The organism is Vibrio sp. 1-Bac 57, from assembly GCF_037546855.1.
Classification (GTDB): Bacteria; Pseudomonadota; Gammaproteobacteria; order Enterobacterales; family Psychromonadaceae; genus Psychromonas.
The window spans coordinates 63,875-88,762 of the sequence record NZ_JALAAC010000019.1 but is presented as its reverse complement, the minus strand read 5'-3'; the positions used below and the strand labels follow the sequence as shown (position 1 = coordinate 88,762).

The following is a 24,888-nucleotide window of genomic DNA, read 5'->3' as shown; positions in this document are numbered from 1 at the left end:
CTTAATTAAAAGTGCGACTCAATACTACTGACTAAAACTTACTGCTAATTACTTATATAAATATAAAAAACCAACAATTTACTATTCTGAAATAACTGCGATTGAACAAGTTCATTCGCTTCGTTATTCATTGAAAGATAAATCTTTCAATGTAAATGAATTATTTCGTGTGTCACTATTATTGATGTTGCCTTTACAAGAAAGGACTTTGATTTTTTTGAAATCACATCAACAACAAGTGCTCACACAGATTGTTTGATTAAATTGTTAAAGAGCGTGCCTTGCGGCTAGGCGGCGTATATTACGCGCCTTTCAAACATTGTCAACGTTTTAATTTAACTTAATTTCGAAGCGAACTACGAAGCGTTAATACGTTAAAAATATTCTCAAACTCGCTGGGTAACTTGCGTTCCGTCCCGTGTCTGTGGATGCGCATTATAGGGATCTTGAAAAGGTAAGCAAGCGTTTTATTGCAAATAAATCATTATTTTTAGTATTTAGAAAAATTCGTTTAAATAACAAACAAACGCATGCCTTTTTGCTTATTATTTACTCACACCAGCGCTTACTTGCTTGGTGATCAATTTTTAAATGGTCCATTACTCTCGCCACCATGAAATCTTGTAACTCTTCAATAGTTGTTGGTTGATGATAAAAACCAGGAGCTAAAGGCATAACAGTGGCTCCTAGTTCAGAAAGAGTGAGCATATTTTTCAAATGTAAGGTGGAAAAAGGCGTTTCTCTTGGCATTACAATTAACTGCCCTCTCTCTTTAAATACAACATCGGCTGCACGTTCTATTAAGTTATTTGATAAACCTTGTGAAATTGAAGCAAGTGTTCCGCAACTACAAGGGCAAACAACCATTTTTTTAGGCGCTGACGATCCTGATGCGACAGGAGAAAACCAGTCTTTTGACGTTAATGCCGTAATTTGTCCTTGTTTACTATTAAAGCGAGTGATCAAAAATTCATTCAACGCTACAATATCGACCGGCCAGTCTTCATCGACTTCGGTTTTTAATACTATTTGTGCCGCTTCAGATAAAATTAAATATACTTTCACGTTTGCATTTACCATTGACTGTAATAAACGTAAAAAATAACCACTGCCAGAAGCCCCCGTTACACCTAAAGTAACGGTATCGTTATATTGCATAGTCATCTATATGTTCATCCTATAATTTGTCTAATAATTTTTGGTGAATATTCGCAAATCCACCATTACTCATGATCAATATATGATCGCTAGGTTTAGCGTGCTTAACTAATTGATCCACTAAGTTATCTATATCAGTTTCAATATTTACTGCTTTACCTTGTTCTGCAAACAACTCTTTCATAGACCACTGAATACTTTTATCTTCAAAACAATAAACACTATCCGCTAAAGCTAATGAGTTAACTAATGCTTCTTTATGTATACCTAATTTCATCGTATTTGAACGTGGCTCTAACACTGCAATAATTCTTTCGTTGCCCACTTTCGCACGTAGACCTGCTAAAGTTGTTTTTACTGCGGTGGGATGATGGGCGAAATCGTCATATACTGTAATATTGTTAACTTTGCCTTTAATTTCCATGCGACGTTTAATACTTTTAAATTCGGCCAATGCTTGAATAGAGATCTCAGGCGTCACGCCAACATGTCTAGCAGCAGCAATCGCAGCTAATGCGTTATCAACATTATGGTCACCCATTAAATTCCAATTCACTTGACCTTGTTTATCTCCGTTTAGGTTTACTTCAAACTGAGTACCGTCTTCTTTGACCTTTTGCGCAGACCAATTTTCACCTAAATATTCTACCTCACTCCAACATCCCATATGTTTAACAGACATTAACGCTTCATCTTTATTGGGAATAAATACACGCCCACTACTAGGCACTGTTCTCATTAGGTGATGGAATTGTTTTTTGATTGCATTCAAATCATCAAATATATCGGCGTGGTCAAATTCAAGATTATTTAAAACTAATGTTCTTGGATGGTAATGCACAAACTTAGAACGTTTATCAAAAAATGCACTATCATATTCATCAGCTTCAATAACAAAAAATGGTGTTTCACCTAGACGAGCAGATAAACCAAAATTCTCTGGCACACCACCAATTAGAAAACCCGGTTGCATATTGGCAAACTCTAAAATCCAAGCGAGCATACTAGAGGTTGATGTTTTTCCATGCGTGCCTGCAACTGCTAATACCCAACGGTCTTTCAAAACATGTTCTAACAACCATTGCGGGCCTGAAATATAAGGTATTTGTTTATCTAATACCGCTTCTACGCAAGGGTTTCCACGGCTCATTGCATTACCAATCACCACAAGATCAGGTTTACAGTCTAATTGGCTTGGGTCAAAGCCTTGAATAAGTTCAATCCCTTGCTCTTCTAACTGCGTGCTCATTGGTGGATAAACATTTTTATCTGAACCAGTGACTTTATAACCTAAGGATTTAGCAAGGATCGCAACACCGCCCATAAATGTGCCGCAAATACCAAGAATATGAATATGCATGTAACCTCAATATTAGAAATAGGAATAATATAAGGGATGTTATCAAATATTAAACTTAAGTGATTGTAAGAAAATTAAAAATTGGCAATAAAAAAGGCGAGACTCATTATGAGACTCGCCTTTCAGCATTCTTTTTAATAAAGTTTAAGCTATATACTTAACCTTCAAATGCAGCTTGTAAGAAAGGAATAATTTGTTTTTTACGACTAACAACACCTGGTAATTCAAACATATGATCGACCACTGTGCTGTTTAAAGCTTTTGCTACTTTTTCTGCATCTTTAGAGATGATTAAAGCAGTTGTATCTAGCTTATTGATATCAGTTAGTAACACAATCGTAGAATGATAACCTTTATCTGCTTGTAATTGCCCCATTTCTATCAACATTTCACCTTTTTTAGAAAATGCTGTTTCTAATGAAGTTAACTCTAATTGACCAATGGCTAACTTTTCACCGGCCATTTCAAATACCTTTTGGTCACGAAGAATAAGATCAGCAGCAGATTCAGCTGAAATATCGGACTTAGCTTCAAATTGTGCTTCCGCAAATGCTTGTATATCATCTACACCAGCAATTGCAGCGAGTTCTTTAGCTGCAACAATATCCATGTCTGTACAAGTAGGACCTTGAAAGTTTACCGTATCAGAAATGATTGCACCCATCATCATTTTTGCTACTGGCGCGTCAGGCGTTTGATTATTAAATTTATACATATTGTAAACAATCGTAGCACTACAACCTACAGGCCAAATCCAACACTCTAAAGGTGTAGATGTGGTGATATCACCTAATTTATGATGATCAACAATCCCTAAGATCGTTGCTTTTTTCATATCAGCAGTACCTTGACCCCAATCTGAATAATCAACTATAAAGATCTCTTCGCCCGCGACTTCAGTACGTATTTCAGGTTGTGGTAAACCTGATTGCTGTAATAAGAATAATGCTTCAGGATTGGGCTCACCTTGTAAAGCCGGGGTTGCTGATTTGCCCATTTTATTAAATAAACTTGCAAGGCCGATAGCACTACATAAGCTATCACAATCTGGGTTTTGGTGTCCTAATACAATCATCGGTATATCCACTATGTTATTAAATAAGTTAATTGGGGTTGGTCATTTCAATTATCAGCAGAATACCTGATTCTACTGATAATTTTAAGCATAAATTGTTATCTTGATTTAGTATGGCTTTAATTTCAAGGTTTCGTTTTTAGTTAGCAGCCTATATTTAATAAAGCCATTAAACTCATACCCTCTATAAAACAGTATTTTGCCACACCGATAAATTAAATATTTTTTTTGATACAAAAGACAAACGCTTGGAAGAGAGTATATCCACTGCAAATTATCTAATACCCGTTGCTTTTCTCGTTGTTTATATTCTAATGCTCTTATCTCTTTTTGTTCAAACACTTGGTTGTTAATTAATGTATTACTTTGAGTAATAGAGACTTCACCTGCAAAAATATTAAGGCTAAAGGATGATAAAATCATCATCGCTATTAGCTTATATTTAGATAGAAACCTACAAAATAAAAATATCATGGAGTAATTATACACCGATCCCATGATTAAAAATATCCGTAATTAGACACTGCCCATATGCAAAGCAGCACTCATGGACCCCTCTAGTACTATAGTAGTAGGTTGTTAATGAGGTGTTCCTTATGATCTTAATCCAAGATATGTTACAACCTACATTATCAGCAAAAAACGTCTCAAATATATTTTTCACTACAATTAACAACATTGGCTCAGGTAATGAAATTGAGTAGACTGATAATCCATTTCACAAATTAATAGCATTACAACACTTAACAACACTATTATGGTTTATTATTAATTACATTTTTTAATAGGAGTTTTATATGCTGCGTTTTATTACCCCACTTTTATTATGTTCCTTTCTATTTGCCTGTACGGCGACTCCAGTGTCTGACTATGCTCTAGGCCATGACTTCTCTCAATATAAAACATTTACTTTTGTTACTTCACCTGAGAAGAGTGTATCAAGCATTGATAGCAAACGAATAGAAAATGAAACCGCAGTCCAACTGAAAGTAAAAGGGCTTAGCCAGACAGAAACACAAAGTGCTGACTTACAAATAAACTATCGGCTAGAAATGACTACAGAGATCGAATCTAATGGTGGTACTTTCGGTTTTGGGATTGGCCTCGGTCGAGCGGGCATTGGTATGAGTACCCCCTCTAGTTACAATGAAAACCACTATAACAAACTAGTACTTGAGTTTATAAACCCTGCTAGCAAATCGATAATATGGCAGTCTATTTCTCAAAATAAATTGACTGAGACAATGTCAGCACAGCAACGAAATGATTTTATTGTTAAAGAAATTACCCTAATGCTCAGCGATTACCCACCACAAACTAAATAACTTTAGTTCAGAGTAATTAAAATAATCTAATAGCCTTTTTTGTGCAGTGTTGGGAGTTACCGTAACAACAATACTGTGCAATCAAACCACTTAATCAAAGGTTTTTCCTTTAAATAGTGAGAAGTAAGAAAAATTTACACCAGATAGAAAGCATAAACTGGAAATTTAACGAGTATATTAACGTATACTCTTTAATGTTGCATTCCCCTATAATATTAAATAAAACAGCCTAATGCGTACCAATTTAAGCTTTAAATGAGTTGATGCGATCGACATAAAGGAAGTTATTATGAATATTCCAAACTCTATTCCTCAATCTAGATATGGCATGCCAGCTGCAGATCAAATATTAGTAAATCGACATTACATCATTGGATATTCATATTATTTTAGACAAGCAAAATGGGCGCTTGAAATCATCAGCCCTAATAACCCAAGTATCGCACGTGTCGATAATTTTCGTCCCGACTTTCGAATTCCAACGTTATTCCGAACCGATCTCATTGACTATCGAGGGTCTGGTTATGACCGAGGACATCTCGTTGCAAGTATGAATCAAAAGGTCGATGAGCTCCAAAACAGTGAGACTTTCCTGTTATCAAATATGTCTCCACAGGCACAACAATTCAATAGAGGGATTTGGAAAAACTTAGAATCAGATGTGCGAAGGCTTAATGAAAAAGCAAGAATTTTTGAAACCTATGTCATTTGTGGACCCATTTTCTATTTCGACCAACCCGTTCAAAGTATCGGGACCAATGACGACAATAATGTATCGATTCCTATCCCCAATGCTTATTTTAAATCAGTATTAGTTGAAACCAATCGAGGCAGTTTAAATATGTGGTCGTTCATAATACCAAACGTAGCAACAGATCAACCAACAGACACTTTCAGAGTACCAACTAGTAAAGTTGAACAATACACTGGCATCAAACTATGGAGTGAATTGCAAGGACGCAATATTGAAAGGGAAAAGGAAAGAGTACGTAAGATGTGGTAACAATTTATCTCTCAAAAACACAAAAGGCAGTAGAAACATCCTCGTTGTTTTAAAGCTCGATTTACCCCGTTAAATCGAGTCTTTTATACCTAGAAACTATTCATCTTTCGATTTTCAGATTTTCAGATTTTCAGATTTTCAGATTTTCAGATTTTCAGATTTTCAGATTTTGAATGATAAAGGGCATAGCAACCTAAGGAAAAATTAAAAGCAATCAGAAAAATGTTCTTTGAATAGTTTCAGCATATTACGTTTTTGTTTATAGGCTTGAGCTACCTGTTTCACCATCTCATTAAAAATCTTCAGCTGTGTATTATTTGCTATTAACATTCGCTTTAATTTTAACAGTAAATCCGTAGCCTCTTGATAAGCAGAATTATTAGTTTGCCCAATAATTGATCCGACAACACGTTTATATAGAGCAATACAATCATGCGGATGTGACGCAATCATTAAATTGGCAATTTGCAGCAAACTATGAGTATTAGCTTGATGTGTTAACGCCCACTTCCGCCCCTTTTCTACCTCGTTTCTATCGATATAAAAATCCAGCAGTGCATCAGAATTCGCTGCGAAACCATGTCCTGTTTCAACATAAAAATCAGCAAGTATTTGCTCTACTTTAGCAATAAACTGTACGTCCATCACACCAATTTTTTGCTGTAGCTCTTCTAACTTTTTATACTTCATAAAACTGGGCTGACAGCTAAATAACTGCCAGGCTAATTGCCACGCTTTTTCATATTCAGCTAAAGCAACTCGCACCTTAACCTCGTAGGCTTGGCATTCCGCTTTTTCGTAAGGTGTTTGCACTGTCTTATAAGCTTGCTGCAGCCAGTATTCTGACTCTGACGCCTCTTTATTATCTAAACAGACATCAGCAATGGCTAAATAATCAGAGAGCCTTATCGCCGTTATTTTCATAAATTGACATTGCAATTGCCAATCGCCTGTTTCCTTTGCCTCATCAATAAGTGGTGCGGTTAATCGTTGAAGCGACCATCTATGCTCCCAGTCATTAAGATCACCCAATGGTGCTTGCTGTTTAGCCGTATTAAGGCATTGTGTTAAAAAAATCTGTTTAACCTCTGGGCTTATGTCGAAATCTTTAGGCACACTTGGGAACACATCATATTTAGATTCCTCAGTATGGCTGAATATCCACAGAGCTTTCTTTTGATCAGACCAAGGTAGTTGATTAAACAGTCTGACTAAGCGTTGATTGAGCTCATCCTCGATATAAAAACGAAAACCACCAGAGTCATCAATCCGCTCTAACACTTTATTTAAGCGCTGGTTAGCCCTCAAGGTTAGTTTCCATTGTTCGGTTACTGTTAGCTTATCAATCAAGTTAAAAATAGTCGTAAACATCTCATTAGCATGATGAAAATATTCACTTACCTTATTCCACTCCCACATCTCTTTTGCAGGTAATGCTTTGGTAAACAATTTATTCAGTTCGCCCGTTGTTACATTATTTTCTTCACTACGCATAATTAATTGCCACTTATCTAGTTCATTGCTTGAGTCATCAATATAAGTCATTAAAATATCAGTGAGTTCATAAACGGGCTTTGCTTAACCTCTTCGTATGCGCGCTCTTTCTCTGGGGGTATTATCAACCGACAAAACAACAGCAACTGCATGTTTACAAATATCTTGGTATGCACTAGCAGGGCATGTACATCTAACCTGTAGTGTTTCACCGTGGATTGAATCGTCTTTTTTGTAGAGTGGTATGATAGTCGTCACTTCCGGAGACAATGGCAGTCGCACTATTTTCAGTCACTGATAAACGGCTGACATTACCAGAAACATACAATGTTCTCCCTAGTTGATAGGAACGACTGCTACTACGCTGTTTTATTTCACTGAGTTCAAACTTAAGCGGAACAAGCATAATGGGTATGCCTTGGTATTATCAGGTGAAATATGAAGTAAATGTGTGTTGATGCCTACCGATGATATTTAATGTAATTAAATTGAATCTATATATTTAAATGAATAAATGTTAACAGATGATTTAAAAAATGGATACTGGTGAATATTCGATATTATATTTTCATCGATTTACCATCAACCTCTTACAAAAAATAAACTTGTAATAATAAGCCTTGTCTAATAAAACTAATATTGGATCTTGAAGGTGAATAAAGTATGGTCAATTTGAATGAATATACAGTAAGGAAATAGTAAGGTATTAGCGCATGGAGCATGTGCCCTGCTAATACCTCACTTAAAAGCAAGGAGCTTCTATTGGAATGTATGATTTAAATCTGAATCGTATATTACGTTAAAATACCTAACTTCATGCTAAGAGGCTAAATATAACCATGTAGGTAAAACCGTATCTGGGTTTAAAGAGATGCTGTCAATACCTTGCTCTACTAACCAAGCTGCAAAGTCAGTATGGTCAGAAGGCCCTTGCCCACAAATACCAACATATTTACCGCGCGCTTTACAGGCCTTAATAGCCATCGACAACAAAGCTAATACTGCAGGATCACGCTCATCAAATAGATGAGCTATCAAACCTGAGTCCCTGTCTAAACCTAGAGTTAATTGCGTCAAATCATTAGAGCCAATTGAAAATCCATCAAAGTGATCTAAAAATTGATCGGCTAAAATTGCATTCGATGGTAATTCACACATCATAATCACACGTAAACCATTTTCTCTGCGTTTTAAGCCATTTTCAGCTAATATTTCAGTCACTTCTTTCGCTTCTGAAACAGTACGTATAAATGGAATCATTATTTCAACATTAGTTAGTCCCATCTCATTACGAACCCGTTTAATAGCCTCACATTCAAGCTCAAAACAAGGTCTAAAATCTTTTGATATATAACGAGCCGCACCTCGATAACCTATCATAGGATTTTCTTCTTCCGGTTCAAATACGTCTCCGCCGATAAGATTAGCATACTCATTAGACTTAAAGTCCGACATACGAATGATCACTTTTTCTGGAGAAAATGATGCAGCAATACTGGAAATACCTTCAGTTAGCTTGGAAATATAGAATTCGACTGGGCTATCATAACCAGCAATTATTTCTGTTATTTCATTTTTCAAATCGGTTGATTGTTGTTCAAAATTGAGCAGTGCTTTCGGATGAATTCCAATCATTTTGTTGATGATAAATTCAAGGCGGGCTAAGCCAACACCAGAATGAGGTAAACGGGCAAAAGAAAAAGCTCTATCTGGGTTACCAACGTTCATCATTATCTTTAAAGGAAGTTCAGGCATTGCATCAACACTTGATTTTGTTACTTCAAAATCAAGTTTCCCTTCATAAATGAACCCTGTATTACCTTCTGCGCATGACACAGTGACTTCATCACCAGGCGCAATTTTTGTCGTTGCATTACCACAACCTACAACCGCAGGGATCCCCATTTCTCGAGCAATGATCGCAGCATGGCATGTTCGCCCACCTCTATTTGTAACAATAGCTGATGCGCGTTTCATGATGGGCTCCCAGTCTGGATCTGTCATGTCAGTAACCAATACATCACCCGGCTTTATCTTATCCATTTCATCCAATGAATACAAAACTTTCGCCGTACCGCTGCCTATTTTCTGTCCTATTGATCGCCCTTCGCATACAATCTTAGTTTTAGCTTGTAATTGATATTGCTCCATTACATTGCCTGATTCACGGCTTTTGACTGTTTCAGGTCTTGCTTGAACGATATACAGCTTGCCATCCAAGCCATCTTTCGCCCATTCAATATCCATTGGGCATTGATAGTGCTTTTCAATGATAATTGCTTGTTTAGCAAGCTCTTGTACTTCAGTATCCGTTATTGAGAATTGTCTTGACTGACTCGCTTCTATATCAACAACTTCAACTTGTTGCCCATGGTCTGTACTATCGGTATAAATCATTTTAATGGCTTTACTACCAATATTACGACGAATAACTGATGGTTTCCCCTTGAGCAAGGTTGGTTTATGGACATAGAATTCATCCGGATTAACACTCCCTTGAACTACCATCTCACCTAGGCCATAACTTGATGTAATAAACACTACATCTTCAAAGCCTGATTCGGTATCTATTGAAAACATAACCCCAGAAGAAGCAATGTCACTACGGACCATGCGCTGTATACCAGCAGAAAGCGCAACACCACGATGGTCATAACCTTGATGAACACGGTAGGAAATAGCACGGTCATTAAAAAGAGAAGCAAAAACATGTTTAATAGCGATAAATACTGGATCCATCCCTCTCACATTTAAAAATGTTTCTTGCTGGCCTGCAAAAGAAGCGTCAGGCATATCTTCAGCAGTTGCAGAGGAACGAACAGCGAACGATACATCATCGCCAAACCCTGCTGAAAGTTGACTATATGCATCTTCAATTGCTTGCTGCATGTTGGGTAAAAATGGAGTATCGATTATCCATTGACGTATACATGCTCCACATTCCGAAAGTGCATTTAAATCGTCAATATCTAGGCTGTCTAATAACTTATAAATTTTATCATTTAGACCACTTTGTTCTAGAAACTCATTAAAAGCATATGAAGTCGTTGCAAACCCACCAGGTACTTGTACTCCTAAATTTGAGAGGTTAGAAATCATTTCCCCAAGTGATGCATTCTTTCCTCCAACACGATCAACATCCCCCATCCCCAATTGCTCATACCAAAGTGTATATTCTCGCATTATAACTCCCAATATATAGTTAATAGTAATCATTCTGATGAGCTTCATTAATCAACGGATAATGCTCAGTTGTACCCGTTTCAAATCGAACAGATGAAAATCGCCCCTAAAATAACTTCATCGATAAAATAGTACTGTCATCAACATTCCACATTACTTAAAAATAAAAGACCAGCAAATAAAAATTGATATTATTAGATCGTATAAATTAAATATGCTAATAAAATACAGTTGCTTCAATACGAGAGAAAATACCTTCAATTACTACTTCATACAGCTAGTAACAAAGACTTTATTCATAAATACTTATTTTAGAGTTAAGCCAACCATCAGTTCTTTTGCAACTTTAAACATATTTTAAATACAAACTTTTCTTTCTCTTTTAAAGTGCTTCAAACCGTCAAATACTAATAATAATACGGCTATAAAAATACAGATATAAACAGGAAAATCAGCCTCGACAATATTTTCCCCAAGTACGACGGCAACAATAAAAAGCAGAGTGGGTTCAACGTAGCCTAACAACCCAAATAAAGAGATGGTCAATTTAGAATACGCATACAAATACAACAACATAGGCAATGTAGCTATCCCCCCTAACCCTAAATAAAAAAACCAATTAATGAATGAGAAATTAAATATTTCAGGATCAGAGTAATACGGTGCAATCAAAAAAAAGATAAAAGGTAACAAAAATAAATTATCTAATGCAAAACCAAGGTCAGCTTGAACAGGGTTATGTCTTCTGAAAATGAAATAAACGGGGTAACCAATAGCAATGACAAAGACAACCCAAGAGATACCATCAGATAAAAAATAGGCATATAACACCCCTAAAAATGCAACAGTAATGGATAAAATGCGTAATTTTGACAACTTTTCTTTATATATAAAATAGCTTATTGCCACCATCACAAGTGGCATAGAAAAATACCCTAATGCTACAGACAGGGTTTCACCATTCAAGGGAGCCCATATAAAGACCCAATATTGCGGGGCAATAAGTATTGCAGAACAGATATATATTGGCCATTTTCTGATATTTACAATCATTACAAGCAAAGGCTTAAGCCTTCTCGTCAAGTGTAAAAAAATGATGGTGACAAATAGGCTCCAAATAACTCTTTGCATTACTAACCAATCCCCTTGTGCGATTGATAAATTTGAATTACTAGTCTGCGGAAATAACTGAATATAAAGCGGGATCAGTGCAAAAAAAAAAGATGACAGAACGTGCGCAAATACACCATTAAGTTTAAATACAGTATTTCCCATCATCTACCTCACTAACCTCTATCAATACAAAATCATCAGCTCTAATATGTTTAATACATTAAACTAGGGAGCCATAATGATAACGAAGGGACAAAAGCAATAAGTACTACAGCTAAAGTCGAAATTAAGACCATAGGCATTACTTTTGCAGTTATTTTTTCAAAAGGAGTTTCTGCGATTGCAGATGCGACAAACAAGTTTTCACCAAGTGGAGGAGTCGAGAATCCTATAGATAGGCAACAAATCATCACTACACCAAAGTGCACAGGATCAATTCCTAGTGCATAAGTGACCGGTAATAGAACAGGCGTTAAAATCATGATGGCAGCCAGTGTTTCCATGAACATACCAACAAACATTAAAATACCAATAATAATCAACCAAGTAATATGTTGGCTGGATGTTAGTGCTGTTAATGTGTCAACAATAACAACGGGAATTTGATTTTCTACCAATAACCGACCAAATGCTGTCGCCGTTAAAAGTATTAACATAATACGGCCAGATAACCATGCAGTTGAATCGATACATTTCTTTATCTTGTTCCAAGTCAATTCCTTGTGAATAAATATCCCAACAAATACAACGTAAAATATGGTCACAATTGCAGATTCCGTTGGTGTAAATAACCCAGTGTAGATACCACCTAGAATAATAATTGGTGCACTTAAAGACCAGATACCATCTTTACATGCTTTGAAGACTAAATTAAATGACCACTCATCCGTTGCACGAGGAACCTTATTTTTCCTACAATAGAAGTAGTTATAAAGTAATAAACTACAAGAGATAATCAACCCAGGAATAATACCAGCGATGAACATTTTACTGATTGATATCGTTTGAAATGAACCGTATTCATTCAATGCTTCGAAAGGTATTGTTATCCCCAAAGCAGAAATCCCAAATATAACCATTGGAATGGATGGTGGAATAATAATGCCTAAACCACCGGTTGCCGATGTCAAAGCAGCTGCATAATCTTTACTATAATTATGTTTAACCATTGCAGGTATCATAAGCATACCAACGGCGGCTGTTGTTGCAGGCCCAGACCCTGAGATCGCACCAAAAAATAAGCAAGCGACTACCGTCGAGGCTCCAATACCTCCAGTAAAAGAACCTGCAAAAGATTCGGCAATAGTAACAAGACGCTTAGAAATACCTGCCGCTTCCATTACTGCCCCAGCGAAGACAAAAGCAGGAATAGCCATAAGGGGAAAAGATCCGATCGCATTAAAACCTAATTGTACTAATTTCACTGGGTTATCACCCACATACAAATATGAAAGAACAGATGCGCCGCCAAGTGCAATGGCAATAGGAGCACCTATTATGAGCAATACAAAAAATGTGGTAAAGAGTACAAATGTAATAGACAGAGTGATCATTTCACTTCCTTAAATTCTTTTAATTGATAAAGCCTGATTTTATGAGCGAGACGCTTCAAAAATTGCTTTAAAATTCATCTGAGCATGTCGAACCGTCATCAGCAAAAATGATAACGGCATAATTACATATACAAACTTCATTGGAATGCCGATAGTCTGAGACGTCCAAAATAAGTTCATTCGATTAAATACAAAGTCATAGCAGAGATAAAAGAAATATATATTAAAGGTTAGCCAGGTAAGCTCAGATAGTACTTTTAATACAAATACTAATCGCACATGGAAATACTTATATTGAAAGTCAATTCTGTTATGCCTGTTTAGGGTTACAGCGATGCTTGAACCAAAAAAAACAAACCAAACAAATAAATACACAGCGAGTTCTTCACTCCATATAATGGAATATTCGAATATTTCGCGACTAATTATTTGCAATAAAATAATAGAAATAAAAGCAATGAAGAATAATCTACACATATAAATTTCTATGTTTTTCAAAAGACATGTAAGCATAGCAACTCTCTTTGATAAAAATACGGGCATGGCTGCCCGCATTTAATTCATAATTAATTTATAGTTCGTCACGACCAAGTACTTTTAACAGTTCATTGACCCGTGATTTACCACCTACTTCTGAATAATATTTAGGCCAAACTTCTTTTTTTACTTTTTCGATCCACTTATCTTCATCAGTAAGCTTGCTAATTTTCATGTCGTAAGTATCGATTAAGTTTTGTTTAATTTTATCTTCTGTTTCTAACAGGTAGTTATAGCTAAATAGCTCTGCTTCTTCGCCTGCTTGTTTAATTGCAGTCTTCACTGAATCACTTTGTGATTGGTACAAGCTTTCAGACATTAAAACGGGTTCAATTTGGAATAAATAATGAGTTTCTGTTAAGTAAGGTTGGATTTCTCCAAATTTCATTGACTGGATTGCCGCATAAGGTGTTTCCTGGCCGTCTACTACACCTTGTTGAAGTGCTGTAAATGTTTCGGTCCAAGATATTGGTGTTGCGCCTATTCCAAGAGCCTTATAAGTATCTAAAATAACTTTATTTTTAGGAACCCGAATAGATAAACCGGCTAAATCAGCCATATTTGTAACGGGATGATCTGAGTTCGTTAATCGACGAAATCCAGAGTAAGTCCATGATACAACGCGCACATTAGCTTGTTTTAATATATCTTGTTCGATCTGTTCCGTCACTTTACTATCAAGAGCACTCTTAGCATCTTGAAGGTTATGAAACATATACGGAAGCGTAAATAAACCAATAGCAGGAGAGAATGATGCTAAATTAGAACTACCAACCACAGACATATCTAAAAACCCCATAGAAACATCGTTAACGGTTGCCTGTTCTGAGCCTAATTGCCCGTTCACAAAAATAGCTGTTGATATTTTCCCGTCGGTCTTAGCATTAATAAGATTTGAAAACTTTTTAGCAATTACATCTTGAGTTGATCCACCACCATCGCCAACTGCAATTTTCCATTGTGCTGCACTAGTAGAAAAAGATGCTAAAATTGCTGTACTTAAGATAAGATTTTTTACAATTGTCATTTTAAACTCCATTAAAAATTTTGGTTTGTACATAATTGTTTACAAAAGACTTCCTTTTTTGCTCTGTTTATTTATTCACTTTCCATATTTATCCTTCTTCAGTATTTAATTATTATTCATCGATCTTTTAATAATTTCATCTGTTAGTATTTCTAAGGCATCAAAAATTTTTACATTAGGTAATATCTTATTTCTAATGACTGATAGCTCAGTACAAACAATGGCAAAACAATCGATCCCTCTAGCTTCCATGTGTTGTAATAAATCAGATAAATGGCTTAAATGTTCCTGAGTAATATTTTTAGCTTTAACCGCTTTAATTACTTCCATTAACTTATCTTGATAAAGCTCTTCAGGATAAACAGGATTCAAACCAAACTTTTCAAATACAGGGTTATATAATCCAACAATAGACAAAGCGGTTGACCCTAATATGCCAACTTTAACCATATTATTATTTTTTAATGTTTGAGCCGTAATTTCTAATAAATTAACAACGGGTACATCAACTGATGCAGATACTTGATCGAAATAATAATGTGCTGTATTACAAGGGATCACTAAAAAATCAGCACCTTGCTGTACTAAGCCCTGTGCCATACTAATCAAACAAGGTGCAGGACTTTCACCAGTACCTTCAATAATTGCTTTAATTCTTGAAGGTACTTTTGCATTATTATCAATAAGTATTCTAAGGTGTTCTCCATCCTCAGTTGCAGGTGTATTGTTATAAATTCTATACATCAGATCGATTGTAGCTTCAGGCCCCATACCACCAATAATTCCAGGTATCATTTGTTTATGCATCAGTTTGCTCTGCCTCTTGAATAATGATATTTGCAATTAACTTACAATCGACTTCATTAAAGGTAAGTGGTAAACGCATATCCATTAATGTTGAAAGCACTTTATCTGTGTTTATAAGTGCCGCCTTATCATCAATGTAAGACCAACTGTCGTACTTACTTGTATAATTATCAGGGCTATGATTGCCAAACCACTTCAACGCAACACCTCTTTTACTACAACGATTAAGAAAAGATTCAACATCACTGTATGAAAAATTTTTCATACTAAACTGAATGGAACTAGCAACAAACTCCTCCTCAGGAAGGCGAGGAATTAATCGAATTTTGTCACTTTTTGCTAGTAATTCAGATACGATTTCGTATCGTAAATTCCAAGCTTTGCAACGTTGATTAAGCGTTTTTAATTGCGGGATCAATGTAGCTGCTCGCAAGTTATCCATACGGCCACTGTAATTTGGAATTTGCAGGCGAGCTTCTTCGAAATAACTTTTATCAGGAGCTGCATAATGACGGTCATACAACATATAAGAGCCTGAATATATAATCGCTTTGGCTATTACTTCTTTGTGTGGAGTGATCAATAAACCACCTTCACCAGAATTCAAGTGCTTATAAGTTTGAGAACTAAAACAAGCAACATCACCAAAAGTTCCACTCAACTTACCCTTCCACTTTGCGCCCATGGTGTGTGCACAATCTTCTATCAACTTTAAATTAAACTTAGCGCAAATCTCTAAAATTCTATCCATATCTACAATGTGGCCTCGCATATGCGATAGGAGAAAATACTTAGCACCACTTTGTTGAGCTTTCTTTTCTAGGTCCTCTAGATCTATTCGCAAGTTTTCATCAATATCAACTAATACAGGAATGGCGCCCGTGTTGTGAATTGCACCAGGGACAGGCGCAAGTGTAAAGGCATTGCAAAGTACTTTATCACCAACAGTAACACCAACACTTCGCATACCAATGTGCAACGCATAACCACAAGATGCACAAGCTAAACAGTTATCAACCCCCATATAATCAGCAAAATTTAGCTCTAATATATCTGTTAAACTCTTTTCTCCTTGCTCAACGTTATAACGATGCAATCGTCCTGTTGACATAACTTGTAGCGCAAGATCTATACCCTCTTGCGGTATAGGCTCTTGCTGTGTAAATGATTTAGTAAATTTAAGCATTTTTCTCACCTTGGCTTGAATAAGATTTTTGATCGTAAACATCAAAGTTCCACTCATTATTAGGAAAATACTTTCTTAGTCTCCAATCACATGCTCGAGCATGCCCTTCCATCCCTTCCGTTCTTGAAATACGAGAACCAGCCCCACTAAACACCAAGTTAGCTTTTTCAGTTAGCTTTTGGTAGGTCAGTATTTTCATAAACTTTTGTACATTAAGGCCACCACTATAACGTGCAGCACATTTAGTCGGTAAAATATGATTTGTGCCTGAGCATTTATCACCATGCGTTACAGTACTTCCTTCCCCTAAGAATAAAGAACCGTAATTTTTTAAATTATCTTTCCACCAATCTAGATCTTCAGTCATTATTTGCAGATGTTCACAAGCGTATTCATCGCTTATTTTTGCTAATTCTTGTTTATCTTCACAGTAAATAATTTCCCCGTAATCCAGCCATGAAGCTTCACAAACATCAGCATTTGGCATATCAGCAATAACAGATGGCATAATCGCAAGTACTTCTTCAGCAATTTCTCGTGAAGTTGTAAATAACCATACAGGGGAGTTAATACCATGCTCGGCTTGAGACACTAAATCGACTGCAATTGTCATTGGATCTGCATATTTATCAGCAATGATTGCTGATTCGGTTGGTCCCGCAAATACATCAATACCTACAGGTCCGAATAAAGCGCGTTTAGCTTCAGCAACATAAGCGTTGCCTGGCCCGACAATAATATCTACTTTTGCTGTTCCAAAAAGTCCATTGGCCATAGTCGCAATAGCATGAACACCACCCATTTCCAGAATAATATTCGCCCCTGCTACATGCATTGCATAAGCAACAGCAGGATTAATACTGTTCCCTCTTGGTGGAGAACAAGCAACAATTTTATCTACGCCCGCAGCTTTAGCAGTAGCAACACTCATTAAGGCAGATGCAGCGTGAGCATAGCGACCACCTGGTACGTAACAACCAGCAGCTTGCACTGGCATCACTTTCTGTCCAAGAGTTACACCTTCTTCAGTTTCTAATTCGAACTCAGTTAAACTATTTCTTTGCGCCTCGGCAAAGCGTTTAATTTGCTTATGAGCGAAATCAATATCGTCTTTAACGCTTTGAGGAACAGAATCTATAAGATCTTGTAATTTTGATTCAGTCAGGACAAAATCTGATGTCCAATTATCAAACTTCTTTGCATACTCAGCTACTGCTGACTCACCCTCTAAGTTGATTTTGTTGAGCATGCTTTCAACAATCTCTCTTGTCTCAATGTCATTACTACTTACATCATTTTTTTTGGTAGCTGATTTTATAAATTCCATTTCTTTTCCTTACATAAATGTGCGTGATATAAAAATACAAAGTAAAATAACTGTTGCGATAAATAGGGGTTCAGTTACAACCAATATTATCGGCTTAATTCTTACTGTTAAGGCATCTTTTAATGATGATCTAAATAGCAACTAAAAAAACGACAAAATCAATCCTATAAATGAGCCTCACTAGCACTTAGGAAATGCAATGACATTCCTAGTAGTAACGCCATTAATATCACTGGAGCAGTATAATTATTTAATGATAAAGTACTGCTAACCCAATGATAAAATAGAAAAAAATCTGTTATAGTCAATTTTTATGAGCTGAATATATCTACTTTAGTCAAATTAGCTACTAGGCTTGTCACATTCTTTTCATTCACTTTTATTTAGCTTTAAAAATTGGTGAAATCAAAACTGTTGCGGTAACCAAATAAAGCTTGTGAACCACCAGTGTGAACAAAAACAATGTTTTCACCTTTCTTAAAGTGTTTTTTACGAATTAAATCGATAAGGCCAGCGCCACCTTTACCTGAATACACAGGATCAAGTAAAATACCTTCACATCGAGAAAACATTTCAATAGCTTCAATAGTTGATGCGGCTGGAACACCGTATCCTTCTCCAACGTAATCACAATTAGCAACAACTTCATTACGTTGAATCTGACCTTCACATCCCAGATGTGCGGCAGTACGCTCAGCAAGTTTAAATACATTATTTTCTTGGGTTGCTTGATCTACACGAACACCTATTCCAAGCACGGGGATATGACTATTAGTTAAAGAAAAACCAGTAACAAGACCTGCTTGTGTTCCAGCACTGCCTGTTGCATGCACTACATGGTCGATAACTAAGTTACTTTCATTACTTTGACGAAGGATTTCTAATGCACAGGTAACATAACCTAATGCACCAATATGATTAGAGCCGCCACCAGGTATAATGTAAGGCTTCTTACCTTCAGCAACTAATTTTGCAGCAACTTCTTCCATCGCTGCGTTCATGTCAGTACCACCAGGGAATTTTGACATCGTAGCGCCAAATAGTTGGTCTAACATCACATTACCGTTCAAGTTGTAATCTGGATCTTCACTTGCAGTTCTGTCCTCAAGAAGAACATAACAATCCATATTCAACTTCGTCGCAGCAGCTGCAGTTTGACGAGCATGGTTCGATTGCGTAGCACCTTGCGTAATAATTGTATCAGCACCTTCTTTTATGGCATCGGCCATCAAGAATTCAAGCTTACGAGTCTTGTTACCACCGCCAGCAAGTCCTGTACAATCATCACGTTTAATCCAAATGTTTGGACCATCTAATTCTTTAGTTAAGTTAGTTAATAATTCTAAAGGTGTATTTGAGTGAGCTAAATTTACACGAGGGAAGCGAGCTAAATGCATTTTTGTATCTCCTTATTGGGTGAGAAATTACATTAATGTAATTGGCCCCACCAAAGATAATGCTATTTAGTAACTGGAAAGTTACATTTAAACAACTTGATAACATTTAATTAACATAGAGAATCTTCGTTAATCAGTAAATAATGATATTTATCTTAATAAAGAGAGGAAGGAAAATTGCAAATAAATCGATTAAAGTATTGATAAACATTGAGGTTTTATCATTTTATTGAGGGAGAGAGTAATGACTTACTTTTAAAAAATGAAAATTAAATATTTATAAAAAAACAAATTAATTCTAGGCTAAAAAATAGTAATGAAAAACAAAAAAAACAAAAAATTAACTTTAAAAACAAAAAGATAAAAATAATTTATTGCTTGAGATCTCATTTTTTAGTTTCAATTCTATTTTTAACACCTAATGAAAAATCAATGTTATTCATCATTGTTCGAAATATTTTTTTAATGCATACTCGCTGAAATCAGATGATTCATTATGAGTAAAAGATCCAATATATCCTTTGTATTAATAATATATGCAATCACTTTTTCTGTCTGATATTTATACAACTTTTAATTTTAAAAATTCAATTGGAGAATAGAATGACGATACCAAGTGTTAAAACTATTTTATACGCGACTTCACTAAGCAACCACACTCGTGGAGTATTTCAACATGCAATCGACTTAGCTAATGTGTATCAAGCTAAATTAATTATGTTACATGTACTCAAACCCCTAAGTGATAGCAATATCATGGCTATACAGAGCTATTTAAGTGAAAAAGATATACAAAAAATTCAAAATGTAGCAAATCAAGAAACTAAAAATACGATGAAACAACGATTGGCAGATTTCTATCAAGACGAAATGGCTGGAAAAAACCTTCCTGAAATTGAGCAGATAGTGGTAAAGGGTTTTAGTCGTTACGCAATTGTTGAGCAAGCAAATAAATTAAATGCAGATATTATAGTGATGGGGTCACATAATAAATTTGGACGTTCTAGCGCGACAACACGAAAGGTAATCAAACATTCTGGACGTGCCGTTTTTGTCGTGCCTACAGATGGCTAACGCTTCATAAACCATTTTATTTCAACAATTAGATCATTGACTTTTAAGTGATTAATTTAAAATATGTGCATCCTAATCATATAACTATATATTTATATTAATAACAGAGGAAAGTTTAACAATGAGTAGAATTCTGCTTGGCGTCAATATTGATCATGTTGCAACTTTGCGCAATGCGCGTGGAACCCTTTACCCAGAACCTGTGCATCTAGCATCGATAGCAGAATCTTCTGGTGCAGACGGTATTACAGTTCATTTACGCGAAGATCGTCGACATATTAATGACCGAGACGTAAGTGTATTAGCACATACACTGCAGACTCGAATGAATTTAGAGATGGCTGTTACTGAAGAAATGGTGGATATAGCTATTAAAACGAAGCCAAAATTTGTTTGTTTGGTACCAGAAAAACGAGAAGAGTTAACAACAGAAGGAGGATTAGACGTTTTTGGATCATTTATTAAAATTGAAAAAATCGTAAATCGATTAAATGCAGCTGGCATTCAAGTTTCGTTATTTATAGACCCTGAAATACAACAAATAGATGCGGCCATTAAAACCGGTGCTGCCTATATTGAATTACATACCGGAAAATATGCTGATGCAGAAACTGATCTTTTACAACAACAAGAACTTGACCGCGTTGCTAAAGCTGCGACCTATGCTAACCAATCTGGTATTAAAGTAAATGCAGGGCATGGTTTGAATTATCATAATGTAAAACCAATTGCTGCACTACCTGAAATAATCGAACTTAATATTGGTCATGCTATTGTTGCACGTTCTTTAATTGATGGTTTCTCAGCTGCGGTGGTCGAAATGAAACGTTTAATGATTGAAGGTCGTAATAGCAATAATTAACCTAATTAACTAATTTTCACAAAAATAATAAGAGAAAAAATGAGAGCTGCATTTTATATTTCTGATGGGACAGCCATTACATCTGAGGTTTTTGGTCATGCGCTATTGTCTCTTTTCCCCATAGACTTTGTGCACTTCACTATTCCATTTGTTGAAAATATTGAAAAAGCCAATAATGTTAAAGAACAAATAAACAAAGAATTCATTCATTCAGGTGAATTACCTTTAATATTTCACACGTTTTCAAATCCAGATTTAAGAGAAGTTTTTAGTGATTGCAATGGAATTTTTTATAATTTCTTAGAGCCTTTCGTCTCGCCTATTGAAGAGCAGTTAGGCGTAAAAGCTAAAACGGTCGCATCGAGAACACAAGGGATTCATAGTATTCATGAAAATAGCTATGATAGGCGTATTGATGCTGTAAATTATGCGCTGGGCAATGATGATGGTTCTAATGTTACCAACTACGATCTTGCTGATGTTATTTTGGTAGGCGTTTCTAGATCAGGTAAAACACCAAGCTCTTTATATTTAGCATTACAATACGGCGTAAAGGCTGCAAATTACCCCTTCACTGATGATGATATGGAAGATTTAAAATTACCTGATTTTTTAAAGCGTCATAAAAAGAAATTATTTGGGCTTACAATAGATCCTCAAAGATTAATAGACATAAGAAACAGTAGATTATCTAATAGCAAGTATGCCTCTCCTCAACAGTGTCGAATGGAAATAAGGGAGGTAGAGAAACTCTATAAAAAATCTAAAATACCCTTTATTAACACAACTAAATTATCTGTCGAAGAGATAACTGCAAAAATATTATTGGAGACAGGCTTACACCGTTATAAATATTAAATAATGTAAGAGCAAATCAATAGATTCCCCCACGTCTAGCTGACTTTTACATCTTGGAAGATAACGGGTATAGGTTATCTATTTATTGCTCATAATTTGATTGATGTTAACTTCTCCCATAACATCAATTTATCTGGTGTCGGATCTTCTGTGGGAAAACTAAATATTTTAATTTTTGCATCTATAGGTTTTATTTTTTTAGAAAATATCTTTAACTTTCCAGATTTAATCTCATCTTTAACCAATCCTAATGGCAACCATGCAACTCCTCTTCCTGAAAGTGCCATGGATTTTAATGAATTGGAAATAGAGTTAATGTAAACAGTTTGAAACTCACAACTGGCTTGAGACATTGCATTATTAGTTTCAATTACCTGAGCTAAAAAAGCATCAGAGGGGTAACTCAATAATGGCACTATATCACCTGCATTATCTTGATAAAAAGCATCTCCATTATTATCAATACCGACAATTGGAATTAAACTTTCGGTTCCGATTACCGCTGATTGAATATTAGGAGAAGGAAGTTCCAGCCTAGGTGTTTTAAAAGATAAACCAACGAGGTAACTGGATTTTTTATCTAAAAAATTCATTGCTGAATTATGTAAATTATCTGCTATGACATGAATAAGTAAGTTTTCGAATATATCAGGATTATCCGTCGACATTTTATTTACAACATACTCAGAAAGAGCATGTTGTGTATGGAAGGTCAGGGAATTTAATTTATTTAATGCTACTTCTTGCGTTCCTTTTCTTGCTTCTTCAATTTCTTTTTTTAAATTAGCAGCATGTTTTAAAAAACAAGTTCCGGCTTTTGTGAAAGTAGAAGGATAAGTCTCTCTATTGATTAGGGGAACACCTACCCATTCTTCCAATGCTTTGATTCTTCGGCTAAAAGCAGGTTGGGTGACACACCTTGATTTGGCGGCTTTAACAAAACTTCCATACTGCGACAAACATAGGAAGTCTTCTATCCATTTCAATTCCAATTTATAACCCCATCGTAAAGTGAATCTAATTTATTGATGCTACCATCCAGCTATTTTTTTATTTGTGACGAAAATATGATTGTCATTATTATTCCGCTTTATATTCATTCATCTTATTAATATAAAAAGAGAAATTGCTTAAAAGTAACCTTCTAAGTATCAAATAGCATTATCTTCTTTCTCTCAGATTCCATTATGCTAAGAAAATAAAATCAAATGGCTTACTTAAATTTGTGGTAACAGTGAATTTGTAAAAACGCTGAGACCATCATTAAAGCTCACAAGGTGAAGTTAAGTAATAAGCAAACAAATGATCCGAAGAATAAAAAAGATGTTTCATTTTTTTAATACAGTTTAAGGTATTTATATTATGACAATCAGAGTCGCTATTAACGGGTATGGACGGATCGGACGTAGCATTTTACGTGCATTGTATGAAAGTAATCGCCAAGAGCAGATTAGGATTGTTGTTATTAATGAACTAGCTTCCCCTGAAGCAATTGCGCATTTAACTCAGTACGACTCTACACATGGTCGATTCCTTTACCCTGTGCGATTAAAAGAGAATAAATTAATTATTAATGAAGATACTATTACGTTAGTTAACCATCAATTAATAAGCGATTTGCCTTGGGAATATTACGGTATTGACGTAGTCATTGATTGCACTGGAATTTATGGTACAAAGTCTGATGCACAAGCACATCTTGAAAGCGGTGCAAAAAAGGTAATATTTTCACATCCTGCGAGTACCGATGTTGATGCTACAGTCGTTTATGGTGTAAACCATCAACAACTCACAGGAAAAGAAACATTTATTTCAGGGGCATCGTGCACTACAAATTGCATCGTACCAGTCATAGACACGCTTGATAAAACATTTAATATAAAATGCGGGACCATTACCACTATTCATTCATCCATGAATGACCAACCTGTGATTGATGCTTATCATAGTGATTTACGTCGAACTCGTGCAGCTAGCCACTCTATTATTCCAGTAGACACTAAATTAGCAGCTGGAATTGAGCGTATACTGCCAAAATTTTCAAATAAATTTGAAGCTATTGCAGTACGCGTTCCCACTCTTAATGTAACTGCAATGGACTTAAGTATAAAAGTAACCAACACGGTAACAGTAGAAGAAATTAATAATTGCTTAAAACTTTATTCAGAGACTAAGTTGAAAGGTATTATGGGTTATACCAATGCACCTTTAGTTTCAATTGATTTTAACCATGATCCTCGCTCTTGTATTATAGATGGTACACAAACACGAGTTAGTGATGAACACTTAGTGAAATTATTAATTTGGTGTGATAATGAATGGGGGTTTGCTAACCGTTTATTAGATACAACACAATACGTTTTAAGTTTAGTAATAGATAATAAGTAAAAATATAACCCAACTCTAATATCGTTATTATTTTTCTATTCAAAATAATCCTATTTTATGCTCACTTTAGAGGGAAACTGCACTGGTATTTGAACTCGGGCTTGTAGGAGAAGGAAAATAAAAACAATCGAAGTGGTTTTGAAATCTAAATGTAGGATAAC

Annotated in this window: 23 protein-coding genes; 6 read left to right on the top strand and 17 right to left on the bottom strand. The window is 35.5% G+C overall.

Features of this window, described 5'->3' with window-relative positions:
• Positions 1–549: 549 nt before the first annotated feature.
• From MT391_RS13275 to MT391_RS13260, 4 genes are all read right to left on the bottom strand, one after another.
• On the bottom strand, positions 550–1,158 hold the full coding sequence (locus MT391_RS13275) for a flavin prenyltransferase UbiX (RefSeq protein WP_166372376.1): 609 nt from the start codon (positions 1,156–1,158) through the stop codon (positions 550–552).
• Between the two features lie 19 nt (positions 1,159–1,177).
• A complete protein-coding gene (gene mpl, locus MT391_RS13270; RefSeq protein ID WP_499498480.1) occupies positions 1,178–2,518 on the bottom strand; it encodes a UDP-N-acetylmuramate:L-alanyl-gamma-D-glutamyl-meso-diaminopimelate ligase in 1,341 nt (446 codons plus the stop codon).
• 157 nt (positions 2,519–2,675) lie between these two features.
• Positions 2,676–3,593, bottom strand: a complete 918-nt coding sequence (locus tag MT391_RS13265) for a manganese-dependent inorganic pyrophosphatase (RefSeq protein WP_499498478.1) — start codon at positions 3,591–3,593, stop codon at positions 2,676–2,678.
• A 108-nt stretch (positions 3,594–3,701) separates the two neighbouring features.
• Positions 3,702–4,019 carry a hypothetical protein gene (locus tag MT391_RS13260; protein ID WP_499498476.1) on the bottom strand — a complete coding sequence of 106 codons (318 nt, stop codon included), beginning with the start codon at positions 4,017–4,019 and terminating at the stop codon, positions 3,702–3,704.
• Positions 4,020–4,390: 371 nt separating this feature from the next.
• On the opposite strand from MT391_RS13260, the gene MT391_RS13255 reads away from it, so the two are divergent.
• Together MT391_RS13255 and MT391_RS13250 are read left to right on the top strand one after the other, a co-directional pair.
• On the top strand, positions 4,391–4,918 hold the full coding sequence (locus MT391_RS13255; protein WP_499498472.1) for a DUF4136 domain-containing protein: 528 nt from the start codon (positions 4,391–4,393) through the stop codon (positions 4,916–4,918).
• A gap of 328 nt (positions 4,919–5,246) precedes the next feature.
• Complete coding sequence (locus MT391_RS13250) at positions 5,247–5,921, top strand: DNA/RNA non-specific endonuclease (protein ID WP_499498468.1); 675 nt, start codon at positions 5,247–5,249, stop codon at positions 5,919–5,921.
• 204 nt (positions 5,922–6,125) lie between these two features.
• On the opposite strand, the gene MT391_RS13245 is transcribed toward MT391_RS13250, so the two are convergent.
• The 12 genes from MT391_RS13245 to cuyA form a co-directional block, all read right to left on the bottom strand.
• Positions 6,126–7,466, bottom strand: a complete 1,341-nt coding sequence (locus tag MT391_RS13245; RefSeq protein ID WP_499498467.1) for a hypothetical protein — start codon at positions 7,464–7,466, stop codon at positions 6,126–6,128.
• Positions 7,467–7,499: 33 nt separating this feature from the next.
• Complete coding sequence (locus MT391_RS13240; RefSeq protein WP_499498482.1) at positions 7,500–7,673, bottom strand: SWIM zinc finger family protein; 174 nt, start codon at positions 7,671–7,673, stop codon at positions 7,500–7,502.
• Positions 7,624–7,821, bottom strand: a complete 198-nt coding sequence (locus MT391_RS13235) for an SWIM zinc finger family protein (RefSeq protein WP_499498484.1) — start codon at positions 7,819–7,821, stop codon at positions 7,624–7,626. Before MT391_RS13235 ends, MT391_RS13240 begins: the two co-directional genes overlap by 50 nt.
• 413 nt (positions 7,822–8,234) lie before the next feature.
• Positions 8,235–10,598, bottom strand: a complete 2,364-nt coding sequence (ppsA, locus tag MT391_RS13230) for a phosphoenolpyruvate synthase (protein WP_499498465.1) — start codon at positions 10,596–10,598, stop codon at positions 8,235–8,237.
• 357 nt (positions 10,599–10,955) lie between these two features.
• Positions 10,956–11,876, bottom strand: a complete 921-nt coding sequence (gene rarD, locus MT391_RS13225) for an EamA family transporter RarD (protein ID WP_499498464.1) — start codon at positions 11,874–11,876, stop codon at positions 10,956–10,958.
• Positions 11,877–11,923: 47 nt separating this feature from the next.
• Entirely contained in the window at positions 11,924–13,264 is a 1,341-nt protein-coding gene (locus tag MT391_RS13220; RefSeq protein WP_499498462.1) for a TRAP transporter large permease, read from the bottom strand.
• Between the two features lie 39 nt (positions 13,265–13,303).
• Entirely contained in the window at positions 13,304–13,741 is a 438-nt protein-coding gene (locus MT391_RS13215; RefSeq protein WP_499498460.1) for a TRAP transporter small permease, read from the bottom strand.
• A gap of 94 nt (positions 13,742–13,835) precedes the next feature.
• Positions 13,836–14,828 (bottom strand): TRAP transporter substrate-binding protein, encoded by a 993-nt coding sequence (locus tag MT391_RS13210; RefSeq protein WP_499498458.1) that lies wholly within the window; start codon positions 14,826–14,828, stop codon positions 13,836–13,838.
• A 105-nt stretch (positions 14,829–14,933) separates the two neighbouring features.
• Positions 14,934–15,635 carry a cysteate racemase gene (cuyB, locus tag MT391_RS13205; protein WP_499498456.1) on the bottom strand — a complete coding sequence of 234 codons (702 nt, stop codon included), beginning with the start codon at positions 15,633–15,635 and terminating at the stop codon, positions 14,934–14,936.
• Positions 15,628–16,821, bottom strand: a complete 1,194-nt coding sequence (locus MT391_RS13200) for a DegT/DnrJ/EryC1/StrS family aminotransferase (RefSeq protein WP_499498454.1) — start codon at positions 16,819–16,821, stop codon at positions 15,628–15,630. Before MT391_RS13200 ends, cuyB begins: the two co-directional genes overlap by 8 nt.
• Positions 16,814–18,148, bottom strand: a complete 1,335-nt coding sequence (gene hisD, locus MT391_RS13195; RefSeq protein WP_499498453.1) for a histidinol dehydrogenase — start codon at positions 18,146–18,148, stop codon at positions 16,814–16,816. Before hisD ends, MT391_RS13200 begins: the two co-directional genes overlap by 8 nt.
• 389 nt (positions 18,149–18,537) lie before the next feature.
• Positions 18,538–19,545: a D-cysteate sulfo-lyase gene (cuyA, locus tag MT391_RS13190; protein WP_499498451.1), complete on the bottom strand. Its 1,008-nt coding sequence runs from the start codon at positions 19,543–19,545 to the stop codon at positions 18,538–18,540.
• Between the two features lie 603 nt (positions 19,546–20,148).
• Between cuyA and MT391_RS13185 the strand changes: the two genes are divergently transcribed.
• The 3 genes from MT391_RS13185 to ppsR all read left to right on the top strand — a co-directional run bounded on the left by MT391_RS13185 (position 20,149) and on the right by ppsR (position 22,339).
• A complete protein-coding gene (locus MT391_RS13185; protein ID WP_499498449.1) occupies positions 20,149–20,619 on the top strand; it encodes a universal stress protein in 471 nt (156 codons plus the stop codon).
• Between the two features lie 121 nt (positions 20,620–20,740).
• Complete coding sequence (gene pdxJ, locus MT391_RS13180; RefSeq protein ID WP_299661441.1) at positions 20,741–21,481, top strand: pyridoxine 5'-phosphate synthase; 741 nt, start codon at positions 20,741–20,743, stop codon at positions 21,479–21,481.
• Between the two features lie 39 nt (positions 21,482–21,520).
• Positions 21,521–22,339, top strand: a complete 819-nt coding sequence (ppsR, locus tag MT391_RS13175) for a posphoenolpyruvate synthetase regulatory kinase/phosphorylase PpsR (RefSeq protein ID WP_499498447.1) — start codon at positions 21,521–21,523, stop codon at positions 22,337–22,339.
• 89 nt (positions 22,340–22,428) lie between these two features.
• Here ppsR and MT391_RS13170 read toward each other — a convergent pair whose 3' ends face one another.
• A complete protein-coding gene (locus MT391_RS13170; RefSeq protein WP_499498445.1) occupies positions 22,429–23,331 on the bottom strand; it encodes a LysR family transcriptional regulator in 903 nt (300 codons plus the stop codon).
• A 370-nt stretch (positions 23,332–23,701) separates the two neighbouring features.
• On the opposite strand from MT391_RS13170, the gene epd reads away from it, so the two are divergent.
• A complete protein-coding gene (gene epd / locus MT391_RS13165; protein ID WP_499498443.1) occupies positions 23,702–24,727 on the top strand; it encodes an erythrose-4-phosphate dehydrogenase in 1,026 nt (341 codons plus the stop codon).
• Positions 24,728–24,888: the final 161 nt, after the last annotated feature.

Coding starts and splice junctions, on each gene's coding strand:
- MT391_RS13275 (WP_166372376.1), bottom strand. CDS start 1,158: ATGCAATATAACGATACCGTTACTTTAGGTGTAACGGGGGCTTCTGGC.
- MT391_RS13250 (WP_499498468.1), top strand. CDS start 5,247: ATGCCAGCTGCAGATCAAATATTAGTAAATCGACATTACATCATTGGA.
- MT391_RS13215 (WP_499498460.1), bottom strand. CDS start 13,741: ATGTGTAGATTATTCTTCATTGCTTTTATTTCTATTATTTTATTGCAA.
- epd (WP_499498443.1), top strand. CDS start 23,702: ATGACAATCAGAGTCGCTATTAACGGGTATGGACGGATCGGACGTAGC.
- cuyA (WP_499498451.1), bottom strand. CDS start 19,545: ATGCATTTAGCTCGCTTCCCTCGTGTAAATTTAGCTCACTCAAATACA.
- cuyB (WP_499498456.1), bottom strand. CDS start 15,635: ATGCATAAACAAATGATACCTGGAATTATTGGTGGTATGGGGCCTGAA.
- MT391_RS13265 (WP_499498478.1), bottom strand. CDS start 3,593: ATGATTGTATTAGGACACCAAAACCCAGATTGTGATAGCTTATGTAGT.
- ppsR (WP_499498447.1), top strand. CDS start 21,521: ATGAGAGCTGCATTTTATATTTCTGATGGGACAGCCATTACATCTGAG.
- MT391_RS13200 (WP_499498454.1), bottom strand. CDS start 16,821: ATGCTTAAATTTACTAAATCATTTACACAGCAAGAGCCTATACCGCAA.
- MT391_RS13235 (WP_499498484.1), bottom strand. CDS start 7,821: ATGCTTGTTCCGCTTAAGTTTGAACTCAGTGAAATAAAACAGCGTAGT.
- pdxJ (WP_299661441.1), top strand. CDS start 20,741: ATGAGTAGAATTCTGCTTGGCGTCAATATTGATCATGTTGCAACTTTG.
- ppsA (WP_499498465.1), bottom strand. CDS start 10,598: ATGCGAGAATATACACTTTGGTATGAGCAATTGGGGATGGGGGATGTT.
- MT391_RS13245 (WP_499498467.1), bottom strand. CDS start 7,466: ATGACTTATATTGATGACTCAAGCAATGAACTAGATAAGTGGCAATTA.
- hisD (WP_499498453.1), bottom strand. CDS start 18,148: ATGGAATTTATAAAATCAGCTACCAAAAAAAATGATGTAAGTAGTAAT.
- MT391_RS13255 (WP_499498472.1), top strand. CDS start 4,391: ATGCTGCGTTTTATTACCCCACTTTTATTATGTTCCTTTCTATTTGCC.
- MT391_RS13185 (WP_499498449.1), top strand. CDS start 20,149: ATGACGATACCAAGTGTTAAAACTATTTTATACGCGACTTCACTAAGC.
- MT391_RS13260 (WP_499498476.1), bottom strand. CDS start 4,019: ATGATGATTTTATCATCCTTTAGCCTTAATATTTTTGCAGGTGAAGTC.
- mpl (WP_499498480.1), bottom strand. CDS start 2,518: ATGCATATTCATATTCTTGGTATTTGCGGCACATTTATGGGCGGTGTT.
- MT391_RS13210 (WP_499498458.1), bottom strand. CDS start 14,828: ATGACAATTGTAAAAAATCTTATCTTAAGTACAGCAATTTTAGCATCT.
- rarD (WP_499498464.1), bottom strand. CDS start 11,876: ATGATGGGAAATACTGTATTTAAACTTAATGGTGTATTTGCGCACGTT.
- MT391_RS13220 (WP_499498462.1), bottom strand. CDS start 13,264: ATGATCACTCTGTCTATTACATTTGTACTCTTTACCACATTTTTTGTA.